We start from the raw sequence: 20,132 nt of genomic DNA, 5'->3' as shown, positions 1-20,132 counted from the left end.
GTCGTCCACTACTGCCAGACCGCGATTTGCGGCAAATTATGCCATGTTGGTCGTTTTTTCAGGCCGTCGGCTGCTGCCTCTATCGAGCCGCCCCGCGCAGGCGACAATGCCTGATCCCGGCTTCACGCACGGAGTCTTCATGAAAGCGCTGCGTCCGCGTCCTCGGCACTTTCCCGGCGAACTGACGCGCACCGAATGGCGCGAGCATCTGCTGCCCTACTTCATCACGGCGCTGCTGATCGCGTTCGCGGTCGTGCTGATCGTGTGGATCGCCAATCCGGCGCCGCCGCGCACGATCACGATCAGCGCCGGCCCGCGCGACAGTTCGTTCGTCACCACGGCGAACCAGTACCGCAAGATCCTCGCTCGCAACGGCATCCGCCTGAACGTGCTCGAATCCGATGGTTCGGTGCAGAACCTGCAACGGCTGCTGGACCCGAAGCAGCACGTCGATATCGCTTTCGTGCAAGGCGGGGTGGCCGAAGGGCTCGACACGTCGTCGCTGGTGTCGCTCGGTAGCGTGTTCTATGTGCCGATCGTCGTGTTCTATCGCGGCGCGGCGCTCACGCAGCTCGCGCAGCTCGAAGGCAAGCGGATCGCGGTCGGCCGCGAAGGCAGCGGCACGCGGCTGCTCGCGCTGCAACTGCTCGCGGCGAACGGCATCGAGCCCGGCGGCGACACGACGCTGGTGCCGAGCGACGGCCTGCAGGCCGCCACGCAGCTGGTCGCCGGCGAAGTCGACGCGGCGATCCTGAGCGGCGACTCCGCGACGCGCGGCCTGATGCTGCGGCTGCTGCGCGTCCCCGGCATCTCGGTGATGAATTTCGACGAAGCGAACGCCTATACGCGCGTCTTTCCGTTTCTCGACCAGATCGACCTGCCGCCCGGCGTGCTCGATCTGAAGCGGCGCATTCCGCCCGAGACCGTTCACCTGATCAGCCCGACCGTCGAGCTCGTCGCGCGCAGCACGCTGCATCCCGCGATTTCCGATCTATTGATCGAGGCGGCGCAGGAAGTACACGGCACCGCTGGCTTGTTGCAGCATGCCGGGCAGTTCCCGAACCCGGTCGCGCACGAGTACCCGGTCAGCGAGGACGCGCAGCGCTATTACCGGACCGGCAAGGGCTTTCTGTATCGGACGCTGCCGTTCTGGCTCGCGAGCATCGGCGATCGCACGCTGGTCCTGCTGTTGCCGATCGCCGTGCTGCTGTTGCCCGCCATGCGGGTGATTCCGGCGTTGTACCGCTGGCGGGTGCGCTCGCGCATCTATCGCTATTACGGTTCGCTGATTGCGATCGAGCGGCACGCGCTCGCCGGCGCAACCGAAGAGGAGCGCAGGCAGCTACTGGGGCAACTGGACGAGATCGAGGCGGCGCTGAGCCATCTGCGCATGCCGCTCGCTCATGCGGATGCGTTTTATGTGCTGCGCGAGCATGTGGGATTCGTGCGCAGCCGGCTGACGGCTGCGCGGCCCGTCATGACCTCGTGACCGAGACCGTGACGGGCGCTGCCAGGGTTAGAGCTGGGACGGAGTGGAAGCGGGAGTGGTGGCCTGCGGATCGTCTTGCGCGCTCGTTGGCGCTTCGGTGGCCGTGTTTGCGGCGGTATTCGCCGCCGCGGTTTGCGCCGACGCGGCGGCGGCATCCGCTTGCGGGACCGCCTGTTCGGCGACTGCCGGTGCTTCGGCTTGCGGCTTGTCAGCGGCCGCGTGCTCGCCCGTCGCGGCTGCAGCGGCCGGCGCGTTTGCGTTGGCCGTCGCTTCGGCGGCCTTCTGCGCGCCCTTCGCCGCGCGATGCGCGAGCAGGCGCTGCGCGCCGGCCGCTTCCTGCGCCGTGACCTTGCCGACTTCGACGCCCGCCAGATCGACGCGCGCCGCGCCTTCGACGAGGCTCTTCCAGTAGCGTCCGCCACGGCACCACGTCTTGATCGCGTCGCGCAACTCGGCTTCGCTCAGCGACAGTTCCTTCGCATGCACGACGAGGTCTTCGAAAACGCCGATCTTCAGCGGCAGCTTCGGGGCGGGATTCTTTGGGAAAGCGACCGGGAAACGTTTTTGCAGACGACCGATCGAGCGCACCACCGGATCAACCGGCTTGGCGTCCACCGCGGGCGCGCCGTGGCGCGCCGGCTGTGGGCGGCCGGCTCGCGTGCCCGGTTTGCCGTCCGGGCGACCGCCGGCCTTCGCGCCCGGCTTCGCACCGGACCGGCCTTCAGGCTTCGCGCCGGGATTGACGCCACGGTCGGGACGTGAGTCAGCATGCGCCCCGGCATTTGAGGCGGGCTTGCCGGTGGACTTCGAAGCGGGGCGCGCCGCCGATTTGCGATCGGGCTTGCCGGCCGACTCGGCGGCGGCGCGCGCCGCGGCCAGTTGCTTCTTCAGTTCAGCGAGTTGTTCGAAACCCATAGTGCACAATCAGTCTGTCGATCTGTAAAGACGAGATTGTAGCAGCGTGCGCCCGCGCGCTCATGACAAGTCCGAGCACGAGTGACGATGGTCAATTCGCGGCCGCGGCGGGCGCGGCGGCATCGTGCGCGCGCAGCCCGGTGACCGACACTCGCAAACCCGGCGCGCCGACATTATTGCGCAGCGACAGTTCGAGGTGATGCCGCTCGGCGATCCGTGCGACGATCGCGAGACCGAGTCCGCTGCCCTCGCCCTTCGACTCCTCGCCGCGATAGAAGCGGTCGAACACGCGTTCAAGCTCCGCATCCGGAATTCCCGAGCCGCTATCGACGATCTCGAACCCGACCCGCTCTCCCGCGCGCCGCAGCACCACGTCGACACGGCCGCCCGGCGGCGTGTGACGGATTGCGTTATTGATCAGGTTCCCTAACAACACGCTGATACTGTGCGGCTCGGCGAGCACCGTATAAGCGTCGTTCGGCGCGCGCGCGTGTTCGCATTCGAGGCCGAGATCGATCTCGCGCAGCTCCGCCAGCACGGAACAATCGCTGACCGCCTGCTCGCCGATGCGGCGCAGGCTGACCGGCACCGTCGAGGTCACGGGCTGCGCGTCTTCGCGCGCGAGCGTCAGCAGTTGCTGCACGAGGTGGATGATCCGATTCACGCGATGCTCGACGCGCTCAAGCGTCTGCCCCTCGCCGCTGAGCGATCCGTCGCGCGACGCCGCCTGCAGTTGCAGCTTCAGCGCCGCGAGCGGCGAGCGCAGTTCGTGCGCGGCATCGGCGATAAACGTGCGCTGCCCCTGCGATGCCGTATGCAAGCGCTGCAGCAGATCGTTCAGCGCTTCGACGAGCGGCCGGATTTCGACCGGCAGGTTGCCATCGAGCCGCAGCGGTTCGAGCGAATCGATCGAACGCGTCGCGAGCGCGCGCGACAGCCCGCCGATCGGCGCGAGCCCGCGCGCGACCACCAGCAGCACGAGCGCCATCGTCACCGGCAGCAGCACGCCAAGCGGCCACAGCGTGTGCAGCGCGAGGTGCAGCGCGAGGTCCTCGCGCACCGAGACCGGCTGGGCGACCTGCACGTAGCGGTCTTTCTGCGCGACGCCGAAGGTGCGCCAGTGATAGTCGCCGCGCGGCACCGTGTTGAAGCCCGGCGGCAGACGCCCGAACACCGGCGCCTGCGCGGAGTGATAGACGAGCGTCTCGTTGCTGTCCCAGATCTCGATGACGATGCGGTCGTCGGCGAGATCGCCGAGATCGGGGTCACGCCGCTCGCTGCTGCCTGCGCCTCGCAGCCCCGACGGCAGCGACAGCGCGACGGTGCGCAGTTCGTAGTCGAACAGCTCGCTCGCCTCGCGCCGCGCGGTATGGAAGATCGCGAAAGCCGCGACCATCGACGCCGCCGCCATGCCGAAGATCAGCCAACCGAGCAGCCAGCGGCGAATCGACGTCATCCGCACCTCTTCAGGCGATAGCCGACGCCGCGCACGGTCACGATCTGGTCCGCGCCGATCTTGCGCCGCAGACTGTGCACATGCACTTCGATCGTGTTGCTGCCGACTTCCTCGCCCCAGCCGTACAGCTTTTCTTCGAGTTCGGCCTTCGTGAACACGCGTGTCGGCTCCTCGATCAGCGCCTGCAGCAGCGCGAATTCGCGCGGCACCAGCGGCAGCGGCACGCCGTCCCGGGTGACTTCATGCGCGGCGGGGTCGAGCGTCAGTTCGCCGTGACTGTAGACCGGCTGCTTCTGGCCGGTGCGCCGACGCAGCAGCGCGCGAATGCGCGCGGCCAGTTCGTCGAGATCGAACGGCTTGATCAGGTAGTCGTCGGCGCCGGCGTCGAGACCGCGGATGCGTTCGTCGACCGCGTCGCGCGCGGTCAGGATCATCACCGGCGCCGCGCCGCCGTTGCGGCGATACGCGTTCAGCACGTCGATGCCGTCTTTTTTCGGCAGGCCGAGGTCGAGCAGCACGAGGTCGTACACGCCGTTATCGAGCGACAGTTCCGCCGCGCGGCCGTCCTCGGCCCAATCGATCGCGTAGCCGGCGCGGCGCATCGCGCCCAGCACCGATTCCGCGATCATGTCGTCGTCTTCGACCAGTAGCAGGCGCATGGCCTCTCCTCTCCTTGATGCGGTTTTGGCCGCCGCATTATCGACCGCGGCAGCTTAACGAACGCTTACGCGGTACTGACGACGCGTCGATTTCGCGGCGCGTGTCACGCGATTCGACGTTAAGGCTATCTTAAGCGCGCGCTGTGGAAAATCGGCTTTCTTTGCGAGGCCTCGCTCGCGCGTCGCTCGCCCCTTCCGATGATTCGCAGGAGCCGGATTTTGCCTGTTTTCCATGCCGTGGCGCTGCGTGTGCGCGCGCTCGTGCCGTTGTGCGTGCTGCTGATGAGCGGCTGCGCGACCTATCACCGCGAACCGCTCGCGCCGCAGGACACCTCGACGTCCGCGCGATCGCTCGAACGGATCCGTATCGATCCCGCGAGCATGCCGCTGCCCGAACTGGCCGCGCATCGTTTCGATCCCGCCGACGGGCTCGACATCGATGAAGTCGCGATGCTCGCGGTCGCCAACAACCCCGATCTAAAGCTCGCCCGCGACGATCTCGGCATCGCCGGCGCGCAGGCTTATTCGGCGGGTCTGCTGCCCGATCCGCAACTGAGCGTGTCGAGCGATTATCCGGGCGCGGTGGGCACCACACGCGCGTTCAATTATGGCCTCAGCATCGACGTGATGGCGATCGTGCTGCGCAGCGCGAATAAACAGTCCGCCGACGCGACGCTCGCGAAGACCGATCTCGGCCTGCTGTGGCAGGAATGGCAGATTGTCGCGCAAGCGCGGCAGCTGTTCGTGAAGACCTGTTTCCAGCAGCGCACGCTGCCGCTGTTGCAACAGCAACGCGATCTCGCGCGCACGCGTTACGAGCGCATGGCCGCGGCGCGCGCCGACGGCAACCTGACCGACGATACCTTGAGCGCCGCGCTCCTCGCCTATAGCGACGCGCGCAAACAATACACCGACGCCGAGCGCGCGGCCGCGCAAACGCGTCACGATCTGAATGCGCTGCTCGGCCTCGCGCCGGACGTGCAATTGCAATTGCAAACGGGCAGCGACAATGAGGTCGCGCCGCTCCCCGACGCGACGCTCGACGCGGCGCTCGCCAACCTCGCCCGCCGCCGGCCCGATCTGATCGCGCTGCAAGCCGGGTACGAAGCGCAGGAGCAGAAATATCGCGCGGCGATTCTGAGCCAGTTCCCGAGTCTGTCGGTCGGCTTCGTGCGTGCGCGCGACACGTCGAACATCTACACGAGCGGTTTTCAGATCAACCTGAGTCTGCCGATCTTCAACCGCAACCAGGGCAATGTCGCGATCGAAAAAGCGACCCGCCAGCGGCTTCGCGACGAGTACCAGACCCGCCTGAACCAGGCGTATGCGGACGTCGCCCGGCTGCGCGAAGACAGCGCGATTCTCGCGCGCCAATTGCAGCAGACCGAAGCCGCGCTGCCCGGCGTCGAGCGCGCCGCGCGCGACGCCGCGGCGGCCTACGCCGAACGCAACCTCGTGCTCGGGGCGTACACCGACGCACAAAGCGCCGCGCTCACGAAACGCATCGACGTCGCGACGCTGCGCGAAGCGCTCGACGAACAACGCGTCGGCTTGCAGGCGCTGCTCGGCAGCGCGATTCCCGACGCCTTTCTATCCGACCTGACTTTCATCGACACTCATGCGAAATAGCCTGTTTTCATCGCGGCATCCGTGGCCGCGTGTTGCGGCCGCCGCCGCGCCGCTCGTTTGCGCGGTCCTGTTGTATGCAACGGTCCATCCGGTTCATGCGGACGACAGCGCCGCCGGCCAAGCGCAACCGTCGGTCGCTGTGCAGACCGTGCGCGTGCAGCGCGCCGCAATCGCGCAGCCGGTGCGCGGCTTCGGGAGCGTCGCGGCCACGGCGTCGAACGTCACGACGATCAATCTGCCCTACGTCTCGCGGATCGTGCAGATGCGCGTTCAGGCGGGCGAGACCGTCAAACGCGGTGCGCCACTTTTCGTCGTACAGGCCGATCCAGCCGCGGTGCTTGCCGCAACCCAGGCGAGAGGCGCGCTGGCGCTCGCGCAAGGCGAACTCATCCGTAGCCGGTCGCTGTACGACAAGGGTCTCGCGACGCAATCGCAGCTCGCCAGCGCGAGCAAGGCCGTCGACGATGCGCGCGAAGCGCTCGCCGCGCAGAATCAGACCGGCATCGCGAGCGGCAACAAGATCGTGACCGCGCCGTTCGACGGCGTGGTGTTGCAGTTGTCCGCAGCGCAAGGCGACCAGTTACAGGCCGGCGCGGCGATCCTGCAGCTCGCGAGTGGCGCGAGCCGCGACGCGCGCGCAAACGTGACGCTCGGTGTCGAGCCCACCGACGCCGCCTCGATCCACCCCGGCGATGCCGTCACGCTGCACGGCCTGTCCGCGGCACTCGCGCAGACGTCGATTGACGGCCGCGTGGTGTTCGTCGGCGCGGCGATCGATCCGCAATCCCAGCTGGTCAACATCGGCGCGACGGTGCCGCTCGCGCAGACGCCGTTCATCCCCGGTACACGCGTCGCCGGCGACATCGCGACGCGCACCGGCACGCACTGGATCGTGCCGCGCGCGGCCGTGCTGCGGGATGGCCAGCACGCATACGTGTTCCAGATCACCCCGCAAAACAAGGCGCACCGCGTCGCGGTGAGCATCGCGGTCGAAAACGGCGGGCGCTACGGCGTCGACGGTCCGCTCGACCCCGCGCTCGGCGTCGTGACCAGCGGCAACTACGAGCTGAAAGACGGCATGGCGGTACGCGCCGGCGGGGACGGCGCGCGATGAACTTCGGCCAATGGATGCAGACGCATCGCCGCTCGCTGCTGTTCGTCATCGCATTGCTCGCGATTGCCGGCGCGCTGAGCGCGTTTCGTCTACCGATCTCGCTGTTTCCGAACGTCGCGTTTCCGCGCGCGGTCGTGTCGCTCGACGCGGGCGACCGCCCCGCCGAGCAGATGGCCACGCTCGTCACGATGCCGGTCGAGGAAGCGCTGCGGCGCGTACCGAACGTGCGCGACGTCGCATCGAGGACGAGCCGCGGCGCCGCGGAAATCTCGCTGAACTTCGACTGGGGCACCGATATGGCCCAGGCGACGTTGCAAGCGCAATCGGCGATCAGCGAAATTCTCGCGGCGCTGCCGCCCGGCACCACGATGCAGGTGCGGCGCATGGACCCGACCGTGTTTCCGGTGCTCGCGTACAGCCTTACGTCGACGCGGCAGTCGCTGTCCGCACTGCGCGATCTCGCGCAGTTCCAGATGCGGCCGCTGCTGTCGTCGGTGGAAGGCGTCGCGCGCGTCGAGGTGACCGGCGGCGCGCAGGACGAGTTCGAAGTCGCTGTCGATCCCGCCCGCCTCGCCGCGTACAAGCTGTCGCTCGCCGATGTATCGAAGGCGATCGGCGCGAGCAATGTGCTGATGGCAAACGGCCGCATCGAGGATCACGACAAGCTGTACCTCGTCGTCACGAACTCGACGATCACGCGGCTCGACGAACTGCGCAACGTCGTCGTGGCCGCCAACGGCAACGCAAACGGCGCGCAGATCCGGCTCGGCGACGTCGCGACGGTGAGCCAGGGCGTCGTGCCGCAATGGATGCGCGTCACCGCCGATGGTCAGGATGCCGTGCTACTGAACGTGTATCAGCAACCCGGCGCCAACAGCGTTGCGATGGCGCGGGCGATCCGCGCGAAGCTCGCCGCGTTCGAGCCGCAGATGCCCGCGGGCGTGCATCTGTCGAACTGGTACGACCAGAGCGAACTCGTGATCGCATCGGCCACCAGCGTGCGCGACGCGATCATGATCGGCATCGTGCTCGCGGCAGCGACTCTGTTCTTCTTCCTGCGCAACTGGAAGATCACCGCGATCGCGGTCGCGCTGGTGCCGGTCGTGATGGCCGCGACGATCCTGCTGCTCGACGTGTTCGGCATGGGCTTCAACATCATGACGCTGGGCGGCATGGCGGCCGCGGTCGGCCTCGTCATCGACGACGCGATCGTGATGATCGAGCATATCGTGCGGCGCATGCGCGAAGCCGGCGCACACGCTTTCCACGGCCGCGTGATGGCCGCGGCACTCGAATTCACGCGGCCGCTCGCCGGTTCGTCGGCCGCGACGCTGATCATCTTCGTGCCGCTCGCATTTCTGTCGGGCGTGACGGGGGCCTTTTTCCAGGCGCTGTCGCTGACGATGGCGAGCGCGCTGTTCATTTCGTTCCTCGTGACGTGGCTCGCGGTGCCGATCCTGTGCGACCGCTGGCTGAAGCCCAAAGACGCCGAAGAGCACGAGGACACGCGTTTCGCCGCGTCGCTGAACCGGCGCTATGCGGTGACGGTCCAGCGTGTGATCGCTCGACCGCCGCTGGTGCTGCTCGGCCTCATGCCGTTGATCGTCGTCGCCGCGTTCGCGTTCACGCGCGTCGGCAGCGGCTTCATGCCGAGCATGGACGAAGGCGGCTTCGTGCTCGACTATCACACGCCGCCGGGCACGTCGATCACCGAAACGGACCGGCTGATGAAGCAGATCGAGCGCATCGTGCGCGCGAATCCGAACGTCGCGACCTATTCACGCCGTACCGGCGCGGGCCTCGGCGGCGATCTGAACGAGCCGAACAAGGGCGACTTCTTCGTGCGGCTGAAGTCCGGCAAGCGCGAGCCGATCGACGCCGTGATGGAAGAAATCCGCTCGCAGATCGATACGCAGGTGCCGGGCGTCAGCATCGAACTCGCCCAGCTGATGGAAGACCTGATCGGCGATCTGACGGCGGTGCCGCAGCCGGTGCAAATCAAGATCTTCTCCGACGACTCCCACACGCTCGACACGACCGCGCGCAAGGTCGCCGCGCGGATCGGCCAGATTCAGGGCATCGTCGACGTGAACGACGGCATCAACCCCGCCGGCGATGCCATCGAACTGCACATCCTGCCCGCCGCTGCCGCAGCCGAAGGCATGGACCCGCAAGCGATCGCGCAGGCCGTCACCGACATGCTCGAAGGCAATGTCGCGACGCAGTTCCAGAGCGGCCCGAAAACGATCGGCGTGCGCGTGCGCGTGAACGGCGCGCGTCAGCTGACCGATACGCAACTGGGTCAGTTACAGATACGCGCGCCGGACGGACATCTGTTCGCGCTCGAGCGCGTCGCCGATCGCGTGAGCGTCACCGGTCAACCCGAGATCAGCCGCTCGAACCTCAAGCGGATGGTCGCGGTCACCGCCCGCATCGACGGACGCGATCTTGGCTCGACGATCGCCGATGTGCAGAAGGCGCTCGGCGACGCGAACCTGCTGCCCTCGGGCGTCTACTACGAACTCGGCGGGCTGTACCAGCAACAGCAGATCGCCTTCAAGGGCCTGCTAACCGTGTTCGGCGCCGCGATCGCGCTGGTGTTCGGCCTGCTGCTGTTCCTGTACGAACGCCTGCGCGTCGCGCTCGCTGTGCTGGCGATGCCGCTGCTCGCGACCGGCGCGGTGTTCATCGGCCTGTGGATCACCGGCATCGAATTGAACATCTCCGCGATGATGGGCATGACGATGATCATCGGCATCGTGACCGAGGTCGCGATCTTCTATGTGTCGGAGTTGCAGGCGCTGGTGCGCGACGACGAGATGCCATTCGACGACGCGTTGCAGGCCGCCGGCCGCAACCGTCTGCGACCGATCGCAATGACGACGATCGCGGCGATCCTCGCGCTGTTGCCGCTCGCATTCGCACTGGGGCAAGGCTCGGCGATGCAGCAACCGCTCGCGATCGCGATCATTTCGGGGCTGATTGTGCAGTTACCGCTCGTGCTGTTGCTGCTGCCCGCGTTGCTGAAGCTGTTGATGAAACAGCGGACGGTGTGAGCGCGGGCCGGGTTTTGCGCGTTTCGCGAAACGCACCGCTACGCAAGCACATCCGCGAACCCGCCGACCCGCGCGCCGAGCGCGCGGATCGCGGCGGCGACCCTTGGCGACAGCAGCGCCTGCAACTCGTCGGCATGCCGGTAGTCGTGCATGCCGTCGCTCAGCGCGTCGCCGGCCAGCGCCGGATGACAGTAGATTTCGCCGACGCCGTGCGGCAGATTCGCGAGCGCGGCGAGCCAGGCCGCCTCATCCATGCGTCCGCTCGCCGCGATGCCGACCACGTAGTCGTTGTGCGCGATCCCCGCGTGTTCGAGCCGCGTCTTCACGTGCTCGATCCACGGCCGCAGCCACAGCGGCGCGTTAGCTTCGAACGGCAGACGCATCGCCTTCATGCCGTAGTCGCGGCCGATGTCGAGGATCAGGCCGAGCACGGTCGGATGCAGATGAAAATGCTTGTGCGTGTTCACGTGGTCGAGCGTAAGGCCCGTCGCGGCGAAGGCTTCGAACTGCGCGCGAATTTCGTGCGCGAGCTGCCGGCGCACATGCGGCAGAAAGAAGAAGCGCACGCCGTCGCGCACCATGTTGCTGCCGAAGCGGCCACTTTCGTCGAGCAGCGCGGCGACCTGCTCGCGCGGCGCCAGCGCGGCGCCGTCGGCCAGCACGAGGTGCAGGCCCACCCGCAGTTCCGGCAGCGCACGCGCGCGCGCGACCGCGTCTGTCGCGGCTGGTGCGCCGACCATCAGACTCGCGGCGCGCAGCACACCGTCGCGATGCGCGCGCTCGACCGCGATATTGACGCGCTGATGCAGGCCGAAATCGTCGGCGGTGGTGATCAATCCGCGCGGCTGGGCCGGCTTCACGCTGTCCATCAGGTGAGACTGTCCAGCCGGCCGCTGCGCTCGGTGGACGGCGTGCCGACCTGCATGCGCTCTCCGCGCCACACGACGTGCGAACCGAATGCGCTGACGAGCCACTGGGCTGCGAGCAGCGTATCGCGCAACGGCACGAGCGGCAGATCGCGCCAGAACGTGCGCGCGCGGCGCGCCGCGCGCAGATGCAGCAGCAGCCGCGCGCCAATGCAGACCGCGCTGGCCGACGCGCTCGCGATCACCGCCGCGAACGGCGCATGAGCACAGTTGCTGGTCGCGAGCGACGCGGTCAGCCACGCGCTCGTCAACAGCCACGGTGTGGGGAATGTGATCAGCAGCGACAGGAAACCCGGCGGATTGACCGAGCGGATCGTGCGCAGCCAGCGGGTTTCGCGTTGCCACAGCGCGGCGAAGGTCGGCTCGATCACGTCGGTGGCGACCATCACGCGCGACAGCACCGTTTGCAGACCGAGCGCGCGCACGTGCTCGGCGAGCCAGTAGTCGTCGGCGAGGTAGTTTTTCAGCGCTTCGAAGCCGCCGATGCGCTCGAGCGTCGCGCGCCGCAATGCGAGCGTCGCGCCGAAACCGAAGCGGCGCGAGCCCATCGCATGGGCGACCCGCACCGAGGGCGCGAACCACTCGTTGATGAACAGCGCACCGACGCGCGGCCAGAAGCCGCCGACGCCGCGCGCGACGTACAGGCACGTCACCACGCCGACGTTGGGGTCCGCGAGCGGCGCGGCGACGCTGTCGAGATAGTCCGGGTCGACGGCGATGTCGCTGTCGGCGATCACGATCACGTCGTGACGCGCGCGCGCGGCCATGTTGATCAGGTTGCTGACTTTCAGATTGCTGCCGTGCACGCGTGTGTCGATTGCGAGCTCGATGTCGCAGTTCGGATAGGCGGCCTGCAAACGGCGCACCACCGCGATGGCGGGATCGTGCGGCGACGAGACGCCCAGCACCAGTTGAAAATGCTGATGCCGCTGCTCGCAGAAGGTTCGCAGATTTTCGTAGAGACGCGGCTCGGCGCCGCACAGCGGCTTCAGCACGCTGACACCGACCTGCGCGAACGGATCGGCCGGGCGCTCGAGCGCATGCATCGGCGGATGACTGGGCGCGCGACTGACGGACCTGCCGCCGTGATGGTTCGATTTATGCCGTGCGGTAAAAAACGGCATGGCGAGCGCGGCGGCAACCGTGTAAATCGAAGCGCTAACGCAGCCGGCTAACAGGAGCCATTGACATGCAATCAACGCGTGCGCCGCCATTGTGTGTCGTCCGTTTCCGTCAGTGTCCGGCCAGCACGAACGGTTGCCCCGTCAGGCGCAGATGCAGCACGACGCGCCAGCGAAGCGGACAGTTCGACGCGACCGCGGCCGTCACAGACGCGACTGGCAAATGGGCTCGCAGCATGTCGGTGGTGACTGGCTTCATAACGTGCCTCGTGCGTGGCCTTGCGGCCTGACCGGATGCCTGGGGATGGGCGGGACTCGTCGAGACCCTCGATTGACGCAATAGACCAGCAAAAAGAATGCCTCGCGGGTCACTCCATCGAAGTCCTTACGATCAGGTTGCGATGGCCTGACGGCGACATGGTCTCGCGCATGCATCACGGATCCGCGACGACCCATTTATAGCGTGTCGATGGTATCGATTCAAGCTGAAGGCGACCTTAAGCACGCGCATGGCATGAAGCGGCTAATGAACGGCGTGGTTACACTTCGGAGCGCGGCGGACGATGCGTGCACGATCATCGATGCCGGCTTGCGTAAAAACGCTGGACGATATGCAATAAAACCCCACAATGGAATATTTGCCTCATGCGCTTACTCCTCGTAGAAGACGACGAGCTCATCGGCTGCGGTGTCGAAGCGGGCCTTCGTCAGGCCGGCTTCACAGTCGACTGGGCACGCGACGGCCACAAGGCCGGCCTCGCGCTCGACACGACTCAATATGCATTGGTGATACTCGACCTCGGCCTGCCGCGCGTGAGCGGCACGGAGCTGCTCAAACGGGTGCGCGACGCCGGCAATGACGTGCCGGTGCTGGTGTTGACCGCGAAAGGCACGGTCGTCGATCGCGTCGGCGGTCTCGAAGCGGGCGCCGACGACTATCTCGGCAAGCCGTTCGATCTCACCGAGCTGATCGCGCGGTGCCGCGCGCTGTTGCGCCGCGCACAAGGTCGCAGTATCGATCTGATTCGTTACCAGAATCTGACAGTGAATCCGGCCGCGCAAACGGTGCAGCTCGACGCGGCGCGCGTGCCGCTCACGGCGCGCGAATGGGCGATCCTGCTGCAATTGCTGACCAATCTCGGGATTCCGCAGTCGCGCTCGCGGCTCGAAGAAAGCCTGTACGGCTGGCAGGAAGAAATCGAAAGCAATGCGATCGAGGTGCACGTGTCGAACCTGCGCAAGAAGCTCGGCGCCAGCCTGATCAAGACCGTGCGCAACATCGGCTATGTGATGGAGAAAGAATGATCGGGCCGTCGATTCGTCGGCGCCTCGTGCTGCTGGTGCTCGCGAGCATCGCGATCGTCTGGGGCGGCGCGCTCGTGTCGAGCTATCGGCTGGCGACCCGCGAAGTCGCCCAATGGGAAGAAGCGCGCCTCGCCGAACTCGCGCAGATTCTCGCGTTGCTCGACCCGGCCAGTCTGGCCACACTGGCAAACGCGCGTATCGACGTGCGCGAAGAAGAAAAAGGCGGTGAGCCCGGCGCGAACGAGCTCGACGACGACGACGCGTTGCCGCGCGACGCCCTTTTCCAGGTGCGCGCGGCCAACGGCGCCGTTCTCGCGGGCAGCCCGCAACTGCGCGCGCTCGCCGCATGGGATTTGCCGCTGCCGCCAGCAAGCGGCGCGCAGGACGTCACGCTCGGCGATCAGCTCTATCACTCGTTCACGTTACGCGAAACCACACCCGGTCACATCGTGCGCGTGTTCGAGCCGGCCAACACCCGCAGCGACCTGGTGAGCGGTGTCGTGAGCCGCATCGCGCGGCCCACGCTGATCGCGCTGCCGGTGCTCGCGCTGCTCGTCTGGTTCAGCATCGGCTGGAGTCTCGCGCCGCTGAAGGTGCTGTCGGCCGCGATCCGCGCGCGCGACATCAACCGGATGGAGCCGGTCGGCATCGGCCGCACGCCGCTCGAAGTGCGCCCGCTGGTCGATGCGATCAACCAGATGCTCGCGCGTCTGCACCATGCGCTCGAACTCGAGCGCGCCTTCACCGCCGACGCCGCGCACGAACTGAAGACGCCGCTCGCCGCGATCAAGGTGCAGGCGCAGGTCGCGCTCGCCGAGCCGGACATCGCGTTGCAGAAGGTCGCGATGGAGCGCGTCGTGCAAGGCGTCGATCGCAGCGCGCGGCTCGCCGAGCAGCTGCTGTTGCTCGCGCGCCTGGACGTGCAGGAGAGGCTGCCGACCGAGCCGCTGAAGCCGGCGGCGATCGCGAAGGATACGCTGCTCGCGAACAGGCGCAATGCGCAGCACAAGCACATCAACGTGATGCTGGTCGGCGACATGCTCGCCGAGATCGACGCCGAGCCCGTGCTGATCGGCATCCTGCTCGACAATCTGCTCGATAACGCGATCAAGTATGGATGCACGGGCGGAAACGTGGAAGTCGCGGTGCAGCGTGCCGACGAGCGCGTGCAGGTGAGCGTGCGCGACGACGGCCCCGGCGTCGCGCCGGCCGATCTCGCGCGACTCACGAACCGCTTTTTCCGCGCGACCGGCAATCAGGCGACCGGTAGCGGGCTGGGTTTGTCGATCGTTGCGCGGATCGCCGGCCATTTCGGTGCGAGTCTGCAGCTGGGCGCCGGGATCGGCGGGCGCGGGCTTGCGGTGCAGGTGTCGTTTCCGGCCTATCGCGCGGAGCGCTGAAGGCGCGCGGCGAGCGTGTCGAAGACGCGGCGCGCCTGGTGGATTTTCCGTGGGCCAGGCGGGCGGCAAGCGAGAAACCGCGCGCGCCGAGCGCTCAGCGCCGCTCGCCGCGCCGGTTCGCGTCTGCGACGCCCGAACGCTGCTTGGCCAGCTCGGGGCGCACGCCGTGCGGCGCGGTATGCGGCCGCGCGCTGCCGCCGGACGCCTCGAAGAGCTGCCACGCGATCAGACCCGGCACGAAGATCAGCAGATCGCGAATTCGCCGCGCGGCCGCGAGCGCGAGAGACGTGGCGGGGTCGAGCCCCAGCGCCCCGCCGATCAGCACGAAAGCGCCCTCCTGCACGCCCAGACCACCCGGTACGAAAAACGCGGCGCTGCTGATCGCCTGGATCAGCGACTCGATCACGATCGCTTCGACGAGCGTCACGCGCGCGCCGAGGAAATACAGCGCGAGCCAGATTTCGAGCGACGTCAGCACGCATTGCAGCGGCTGCCAGAAGAACAGATAGCGCAGCACGACCGCGCGGCGGCGCCAGATCAGCTTGATCGACTGATCGATCTGCGCGGACTGGCCGACCAGCGTGGTGAGCTTGCCGCTGGTGAGACGATTGAGCACGCGCGTGATGCGCTCGAACGGATTCACGTGCTGCAAGAGCCCGAACAGCAATAGCACCGGCGCCAACGCCACCACGCCCCACGCGAGCTGCCCGGCGAGCCGAAGCGCGCCCGATTGCGCATTGGCAAATAGAAAACCGATGCCGACCATCGTGAACATCAACTGGCTGATGACGGTCAGCTGCATGTCGACGATGGTGCTGGCCACCGCTGTCGACGGCCTGACGCCCCAGCGCCTGAACATGCGGAACGACACGAGTTCGCCGCCGATCCGCGCGACCGGCAGCATGCAGTTGACCGATTCGCGCACCCATACCAGATGCAGCATCTTGCCGAGGCTGGGGCGGTTCGCGCCGCGAATCAGCGAGCGCCAGTCGCAGGCGTTGGCGATGATAGGCAACACGTGCGCAAGCGCGGCCAGCACGAGGCCTCCACCGGCCACGCGCAACACGGCGAACACGGCGCGCGGATCCTCGCGCCAGACGAGCCACAGGGAAACGAGCAAACCCGCGAGCGCAGCCGCGCGGCCCAGATGCTTCATCATGCGGGCACCTCGCACACGACCTCAATCAACGTGATGCGCCGCATGCTGCGTGCCACGGTCTGCATCACCGCCGGCGCTGATGTCCGTGCCGCCGGGGCGCGCCCGTTCGCCTCCAGGGCGCTCCCATTTCGCCCGCTCAAAACCTCTTCGATCATTTCCGTCCAATCTGCCGTTCGTTCGTCATTCGTCCTGCGCCGCCGACAGCAACCCATCGCCGTCGACCTTGAAGCTGAAGCCCCGCCACATCACCCGCGACGAGCGGAAGCTCGCGACGAAAATCGCAAACGCTACGATATCCCATAACGGCAGAAGCCACAGATCGCGGCACCGCTGACGCAGCGCCCGATCCGCGCGCCACTTCAACGCGAGACGCGCGACCATCGCCGCCGCCGCGAGCAGCCACGCCCACAGCGCGCCGCCCGAGCACGCGAGCGTAAGCAGCGCGAACGGCAACGGATGCACAAGTGCCGTGCCGAAGTGCGCGAGCGGATCGATGCGGCGAATCGTGCGGCTCCAGCGCAGCTCGTGCGTGACGAGCGCCGCCGCGCTCGCCTCGACACACGCGTGCGCGATCGCGAACGGCGGAATGGCGACCTGCTCGCCCGCCGCGCGCACCGCCGCGCCGATTTCGTAATCCTCGGCCAGATGATGCACAAACGGCTTGAAGCCGCCGATCCGCTCGTAGGTGTCCCGCCGCATCGCGATGGTCTGGCCGAAGCACGGCCGTGCGAGCCCGAGCGCGAGTCCGGTGACGACGCCCGGCAGAAACTGATAGTTGGTCGCGAGCGCCGACAGCCGCGGCCAGAGACCCGGATCGGGCTGGCCGCGGTACGCGCAGGTGACGAGTCCGACGCCCGGCTTCTGCAATTCGCCGATCACATTGCGCAGATAGTCGGGACCGACGCCCACGTCGCTGTCGGCGAACACAAGTACGTCGTGGCGCGCCTGCGGCACCATGTTGAGGATATTGCTGATCTTGCGGTTCGGGCCGTACAGGCGGGCATCGGCGACCACGGTAATGTCCGCGTGCGGATGCAGGCGCCGCAACTCGTCGACGGTTTGCAGCGCGGGATCGGCTGAGTCGTGCACGCCGAACAGGAATTGCACGGGCCCCGGATAATCTTGTGCAGCGAAGCTCGACAGATTGTCGAGCAACGCCCACTCGTTGCCATGCAATGGTTTGATAACCGTAATGGGTGGAAAGCTGGAGGGTTCGGCTACCGCCCTCGCGAAGAAGCGCCCGATCAGCGCGCTCGCGAGCACGGTGTAGCCGATGCCGACAACAGTCGCCGCCGCGCACGCATACGCGAGCGTGACGGCGACGAAGTGCGCGGCGCTCACGCCTCGTGCGCGCGCAGGAAGCGGAAAAACTCGACGCCTTCGCGCAGGCGCCGTTTCATCATGTCCCAGCTCGTCAGCATTTCGCGCAGGATCTCCCAGATCTTCGACGGCCGGAAATAAAAGCGCTTATAGAAGTTTTCCAGCTGGTGATACATCTCGTCGCGCGACAGATGCGGATAGCCGATCGCCGCCAGCTGCACGCCTTCCTTGCTGACGAGATTGATGACCTTGTTCTCCGCGAGCCAGCCGTTCTCGACCGCCTGGTTATAGAGCGTAGTGCCTGGGTACGGCGCGGCGAGCGACACCTGGATCGTCAGCGGATTGATCTCTTTCGCGTACTCGATGGTCTTCTGGATCGTTTCCGGCGTCTCGCCCGGCAAGCCGAGAATGAAGGTGCCGTGCACCTTGATGCCCAGCGTGCGGCAGTCCTGTGCGAAGCGCCGCGCGATGTCGGTACGCAAGCCCTTCTTGACGTTCAGCAGGATCTGGTCGTCGCCGGATTCGTAGCCGACCAGCAGCAGGCGCAAGCCGTTTTCCCTCATGATCTTCAGCGTCGAGTAAGGCACGTTCGCCTTCGCGTTGCACGACCATGTGACGCCCAGCTTGCCCATGCCTCGCGCAATTTCTTCCGCGCGCGGCTTGAAGTCGGTGAACGTGTCGTCGTCGAACATGATCTCCTTGACTTCGGGCATGTTGTCGCGAATCCACTTGACTTCCTCGAGCACGTTCTCGACCGAACGCACCCGATAGCGATGGCCGCCGACCGTTTGCGGCCACAGGCAGAACGTGCACTTCGAGCGGCAGCCGCGGCCGGTGTAGAGCGACACGTATGGATGCTTCAGGTAGCCGTTGAAGTAGTTCTTGATCGTCAGATCGCGCTTGTAGATCGGCGCGACGAACGGCAGTTCGTCCATGTTCTCGAGGATCGGGCGCGCTTCGTTGTGCTCGATCGAGCCGTCGGGGGCGCGATAGCTCAAGCCCAGGATCTGCGCGAACGGCTTGCCCTCGGCGATCTCCTTGCAGGTGAAGTCGAATTCCTCGCGACACACGAAGTCGATGGCTTGGGTCGCGGTCAGCGAGTTATGCGGATCGACCGCGACCTTCGCGCCGACCATGCCGATCAGCAGCGACGGCTTGCGCTTCTTGAGGTCCTCGGCGAACAGGGCGTCGGTCGGGAAGGACGGCGTGCTGGTGTGAATCACCACCAGCTCGTATTGCGTGGCGATGTCGAGCGCGGCGTCGACGGACAGGCCATCTGCCGTGGCGTCGAGCACGCGGCTATCGGGAACGAGTGAGGCAGGTTGCGCGAGCCACGTCGGATACCAGAACGAGCGGACTTCACGCTTGGCCTGATAGCGCGAACCCGCGCCACCATCGAAGCCGTCGTACGACGGCGCCTGCAAGAACAGGGTTTTCATGGATGCTCCAGCAAGCCTTAATCGGCGCTTTCGGTTTTCAGTAGGAATCTATTTGATCCATTGCCCAAAGCGCAGGCCGCGAAAGCCTGCGCACGACATGCACGTAGCGGCGGCCGCGGTCCGGAAAGGCCATGGGCAGTGGCGCAAATAGTACGGAGCAAAGCTGAAGGAAAACTGAAGAATAATACTGCGTTCAGGCCGCGCGCGCGATGTCCATATGCGTAGATTTGTTGCGATCGTCCCGCTTGCATAGCCGTGTCTCATCGATGTCGTATCGGTGTGGTATTGAATGGAACGTCGGGTAGCGTGTTTGCGAGCCCTCGATTCACGCCACATTCACGCGCGCAAATGCCCGGTCTTACGCAAAGCTTACCGAGCGACATGCCTCGCCCACTCCAGCCAACCGAGATTGAGGGCCGCGTTTACCACTAAGCCGAGAGCCGACGCGAGCGCCGCGATCATGGTCCAGAAGGCCGAGCGGCGCGCCGCACGTGCCGACGTGTGGGCGCCGGCTGCCGCGTCACGCGACGCGCTCGCCGCCGCTTGCGCGATATGCGACGACGCCTCCATGCGCGCGAGCGATCTCAGCGCGAAACCGCGCTCATCGTCGTGCGTGGCCGCGGCCGCGTCATGCTCCGCGTCGGCGCGCTGCGACTGTTCGAACAGATAGCGATGACAGAACGGCGTCAGCGGTTCGTCGGGATTGCGCGCGGCGAACTGTTTCGCATAGGCGGCGCCGCCATTCCGCTCGATCTCCGCGTAGGCGGCGTCCTTATCCATCGTTACCTCGCATGCGGGAGAGCCGCCCTGCCGACGTCACGCGGGTCTGATGTCGGCTGCCTGTTTGCCCTTCGGTCCCTGCTTGATCTCGAAGCTGACCTTCTGGTTTTCCTGCAACGACTTGAAACCTTCGGTGCGAATCTCCGAAAAATGGGCGAACAGATCTTCGCCGCCGTCATCGGGGGTGATGAAGCCGAAGCCCTTCGCGTCGTTGAACCACTTCACTGTTCCGGTTGGCATGTCGATGTCCTCGTGATGCGCTTGAGTAGCGGTTGAATGGATGAAGCGCTATGTCGTGCAGGCTGTTCGTGCAGCGCGGTCGCGGCGCCCCGCCCCGACCCGCAAAGTCGGTTCGGTGCCAAGC

The 20,132-nt window shown here is 66.5% G+C and carries 17 protein-coding genes; 6 read left to right on the top strand and 11 right to left on the bottom strand.

Annotated features, from left to right (window positions below; translation table 11 throughout):
• Window positions 1-139: 139 nt before the first annotated feature.
• Entirely contained in the window at window positions 140-1,489 is a 1,350-nt protein-coding gene (locus F6X42_RS23340; protein ID WP_187636465.1) for a TAXI family TRAP transporter solute-binding subunit, read from the top strand.
• Between the two features lie 27 nt (window positions 1,490-1,516).
• On the opposite strand, the gene F6X42_RS23335 is transcribed toward F6X42_RS23340, so the two are convergent.
• From F6X42_RS23335 to F6X42_RS23325, 3 genes are all read right to left on the bottom strand, one after another.
• A complete protein-coding gene (locus F6X42_RS23335; RefSeq protein WP_187636464.1) occupies window positions 1,517-2,404 on the bottom strand; it encodes a ProQ/FinO family protein in 888 nt (295 codons plus the stop codon).
• A 91-nt stretch (window positions 2,405-2,495) separates the two neighbouring features.
• The gene (locus tag F6X42_RS23330; protein ID WP_187636463.1) at window positions 2,496-3,860 is read right to left on the bottom strand and encodes an ATP-binding protein; all 1,365 of its coding nucleotides are present in this window, start codon (window positions 3,858-3,860) and stop codon (window positions 2,496-2,498) included.
• Window positions 3,857-4,519, bottom strand: a complete 663-nt coding sequence (locus F6X42_RS23325; protein ID WP_187636462.1) for a response regulator — start codon at window positions 4,517-4,519, stop codon at window positions 3,857-3,859. The genes F6X42_RS23330 and F6X42_RS23325 overlap by 4 nt, the downstream gene beginning before the upstream one ends.
• A gap of 219 nt (window positions 4,520-4,738) precedes the next feature.
• On the opposite strand from F6X42_RS23325, the gene F6X42_RS23320 reads away from it, so the two are divergent.
• The 3 genes from F6X42_RS23320 to F6X42_RS23310 are packed head-to-tail and all read left to right on the top strand — an operon-like array spanning window position 4,739 to window position 10,318.
• Window positions 4,739-6,148, top strand: a complete 1,410-nt coding sequence (locus F6X42_RS23320; RefSeq protein ID WP_187636461.1) for a TolC family protein — start codon at window positions 4,739-4,741, stop codon at window positions 6,146-6,148.
• The gene (locus tag F6X42_RS23315) at window positions 6,138-7,262 is read left to right on the top strand and encodes an efflux RND transporter periplasmic adaptor subunit (protein ID WP_187636460.1); all 1,125 of its coding nucleotides are present in this window, start codon (window positions 6,138-6,140) and stop codon (window positions 7,260-7,262) included. Before F6X42_RS23320 ends, F6X42_RS23315 begins: the two co-directional genes overlap by 11 nt.
• Window positions 7,259-10,318, top strand: a complete 3,060-nt coding sequence (locus F6X42_RS23310) for an efflux RND transporter permease subunit (RefSeq protein ID WP_187636459.1) — start codon at window positions 7,259-7,261, stop codon at window positions 10,316-10,318. The genes F6X42_RS23315 and F6X42_RS23310 overlap by 4 nt, the downstream gene beginning before the upstream one ends.
• Before the next feature lie 38 nt (window positions 10,319-10,356).
• Here the strand turns inward: F6X42_RS23310 and hpnK are convergent, their stop codons facing one another.
• The 3 genes from hpnK to F6X42_RS23295 are packed head-to-tail and all read right to left on the bottom strand — an operon-like array spanning window position 10,357 to window position 12,624.
• On the bottom strand, window positions 10,357-11,187 hold the full coding sequence (gene hpnK, locus F6X42_RS23305; RefSeq protein WP_187636458.1) for a hopanoid biosynthesis-associated protein HpnK: 831 nt from the start codon (window positions 11,185-11,187) through the stop codon (window positions 10,357-10,359).
• Window positions 11,187-12,458 (bottom strand): bacteriohopanetetrol glucosamine biosynthesis glycosyltransferase HpnI, encoded by a 1,272-nt coding sequence (gene hpnI / locus F6X42_RS23300; RefSeq protein ID WP_187636457.1) that lies wholly within the window; start codon window positions 12,456-12,458, stop codon window positions 11,187-11,189. Before hpnI (F6X42_RS23300) ends, hpnK begins: the two co-directional genes overlap by 1 nt.
• A 19-nt stretch (window positions 12,459-12,477) precedes the next feature.
• Window positions 12,478-12,624, bottom strand: a complete 147-nt coding sequence (locus tag F6X42_RS23295; protein WP_187636456.1) for a hypothetical protein — start codon at window positions 12,622-12,624, stop codon at window positions 12,478-12,480.
• A 386-nt stretch (window positions 12,625-13,010) separates the two neighbouring features.
• Between F6X42_RS23295 and F6X42_RS23290 the strand changes: the two genes are divergently transcribed.
• Both F6X42_RS23290 and F6X42_RS23285 read left to right on the top strand, forming a co-directional pair.
• On the top strand, window positions 13,011-13,670 hold the full coding sequence (locus F6X42_RS23290; protein WP_187636455.1) for a response regulator: 660 nt from the start codon (window positions 13,011-13,013) through the stop codon (window positions 13,668-13,670).
• A complete protein-coding gene (locus tag F6X42_RS23285; RefSeq protein ID WP_187636454.1) occupies window positions 13,667-15,070 on the top strand; it encodes an ATP-binding protein in 1,404 nt (467 codons plus the stop codon). Before F6X42_RS23290 ends, F6X42_RS23285 begins: the two co-directional genes overlap by 4 nt.
• A gap of 94 nt (window positions 15,071-15,164) precedes the next feature.
• Here the strand turns inward: F6X42_RS23285 and F6X42_RS23280 are convergent, their stop codons facing one another.
• The 5 genes from F6X42_RS23280 to F6X42_RS23260 form a co-directional block, all read right to left on the bottom strand.
• Complete coding sequence (locus F6X42_RS23280) at window positions 15,165-16,229, bottom strand: lysylphosphatidylglycerol synthase domain-containing protein (RefSeq protein WP_187636453.1); 1,065 nt, start codon at window positions 16,227-16,229, stop codon at window positions 15,165-15,167.
• A 180-nt stretch (window positions 16,230-16,409) separates the two neighbouring features.
• Window positions 16,410-17,570, bottom strand: coding sequence for a bacteriohopanetetrol glucosamine biosynthesis glycosyltransferase HpnI (hpnI, locus tag F6X42_RS23275; protein WP_187636452.1), 1,161 nt, complete (start codon window positions 17,568-17,570; stop codon window positions 16,410-16,412).
• Window positions 17,567-18,988 (bottom strand): hopanoid biosynthesis associated radical SAM protein HpnJ, encoded by a 1,422-nt coding sequence (hpnJ, locus tag F6X42_RS23270; protein ID WP_187636451.1) that lies wholly within the window; start codon window positions 18,986-18,988, stop codon window positions 17,567-17,569. Before hpnJ ends, hpnI (F6X42_RS23275) begins: the two co-directional genes overlap by 4 nt.
• A 369-nt stretch (window positions 18,989-19,357) precedes the next feature.
• Entirely contained in the window at window positions 19,358-19,768 is a 411-nt protein-coding gene (locus F6X42_RS23265; RefSeq protein WP_187636450.1) for a hypothetical protein, read from the bottom strand.
• Between the two features lie 36 nt (window positions 19,769-19,804).
• Window positions 19,805-20,008 carry a cold-shock protein gene (locus F6X42_RS23260; protein ID WP_187636449.1) on the bottom strand — a complete coding sequence of 68 codons (204 nt, stop codon included), beginning with the start codon at window positions 20,006-20,008 and terminating at the stop codon, window positions 19,805-19,807.
• Window positions 20,009-20,132 lie beyond the last annotated feature (124 nt).

The sequence above is a fragment of the Paraburkholderia podalyriae genome, from assembly GCF_014397785.1.
Classification (GTDB): domain Bacteria; phylum Pseudomonadota; class Gammaproteobacteria; order Burkholderiales; family Burkholderiaceae; genus Paraburkholderia; species Paraburkholderia podalyriae.
Note: the sequence above shows the minus strand (reverse complement) of the source record. Positions and strands in the feature narration are given on the sequence as shown.

Bases quoted from the DNA above. Each gene is read 5' to 3' on its own strand.
- F6X42_RS23340 (WP_187636465.1), top strand. From the start codon at position 140: ATGAAAGCGCTGCGTCCGCGTCCTCGGCACTTTCCCGGCGAACTGACG.
- F6X42_RS23335 (WP_187636464.1), bottom strand. From the start codon at position 2,404: ATGGGTTTCGAACAACTCGCTGAACTGAAGAAGCAACTGGCCGCGGCG.
- F6X42_RS23330 (WP_187636463.1), bottom strand. From the start codon at position 3,860: ATGACGTCGATTCGCCGCTGGCTGCTCGGTTGGCTGATCTTCGGCATG.
- F6X42_RS23325 (WP_187636462.1), bottom strand. From the start codon at position 4,519: ATGCGCCTGCTACTGGTCGAAGACGACGACATGATCGCGGAATCGGTG.
- F6X42_RS23315 (WP_187636460.1), top strand. From the start codon at position 6,138: ATGCGAAATAGCCTGTTTTCATCGCGGCATCCGTGGCCGCGTGTTGCG.
- F6X42_RS23310 (WP_187636459.1), top strand. From the start codon at position 7,259: ATGAACTTCGGCCAATGGATGCAGACGCATCGCCGCTCGCTGCTGTTC.
- hpnK (WP_187636458.1), bottom strand. From the start codon at position 11,187: ATGGACAGCGTGAAGCCGGCCCAGCCGCGCGGATTGATCACCACCGCC.
- hpnI (WP_187636457.1), bottom strand. From the start codon at position 12,458: ATGGCGGCGCACGCGTTGATTGCATGTCAATGGCTCCTGTTAGCCGGC.
- F6X42_RS23295 (WP_187636456.1), bottom strand. From the start codon at position 12,624: ATGAAGCCAGTCACCACCGACATGCTGCGAGCCCATTTGCCAGTCGCG.
- F6X42_RS23290 (WP_187636455.1), top strand. From the start codon at position 13,011: ATGCGCTTACTCCTCGTAGAAGACGACGAGCTCATCGGCTGCGGTGTC.
- F6X42_RS23285 (WP_187636454.1), top strand. From the start codon at position 13,667: ATGATCGGGCCGTCGATTCGTCGGCGCCTCGTGCTGCTGGTGCTCGCG.
- F6X42_RS23280 (WP_187636453.1), bottom strand. From the start codon at position 16,229: ATGATGAAGCATCTGGGCCGCGCGGCTGCGCTCGCGGGTTTGCTCGTT.
- hpnJ (WP_187636451.1), bottom strand. From the start codon at position 18,988: ATGAAAACCCTGTTCTTGCAGGCGCCGTCGTACGACGGCTTCGATGGT.
- F6X42_RS23265 (WP_187636450.1), bottom strand. From the start codon at position 19,768: ATGGATAAGGACGCCGCCTACGCGGAGATCGAGCGGAATGGCGGCGCC.
- F6X42_RS23260 (WP_187636449.1), bottom strand. From the start codon at position 20,008: ATGCCAACCGGAACAGTGAAGTGGTTCAACGACGCGAAGGGCTTCGGC.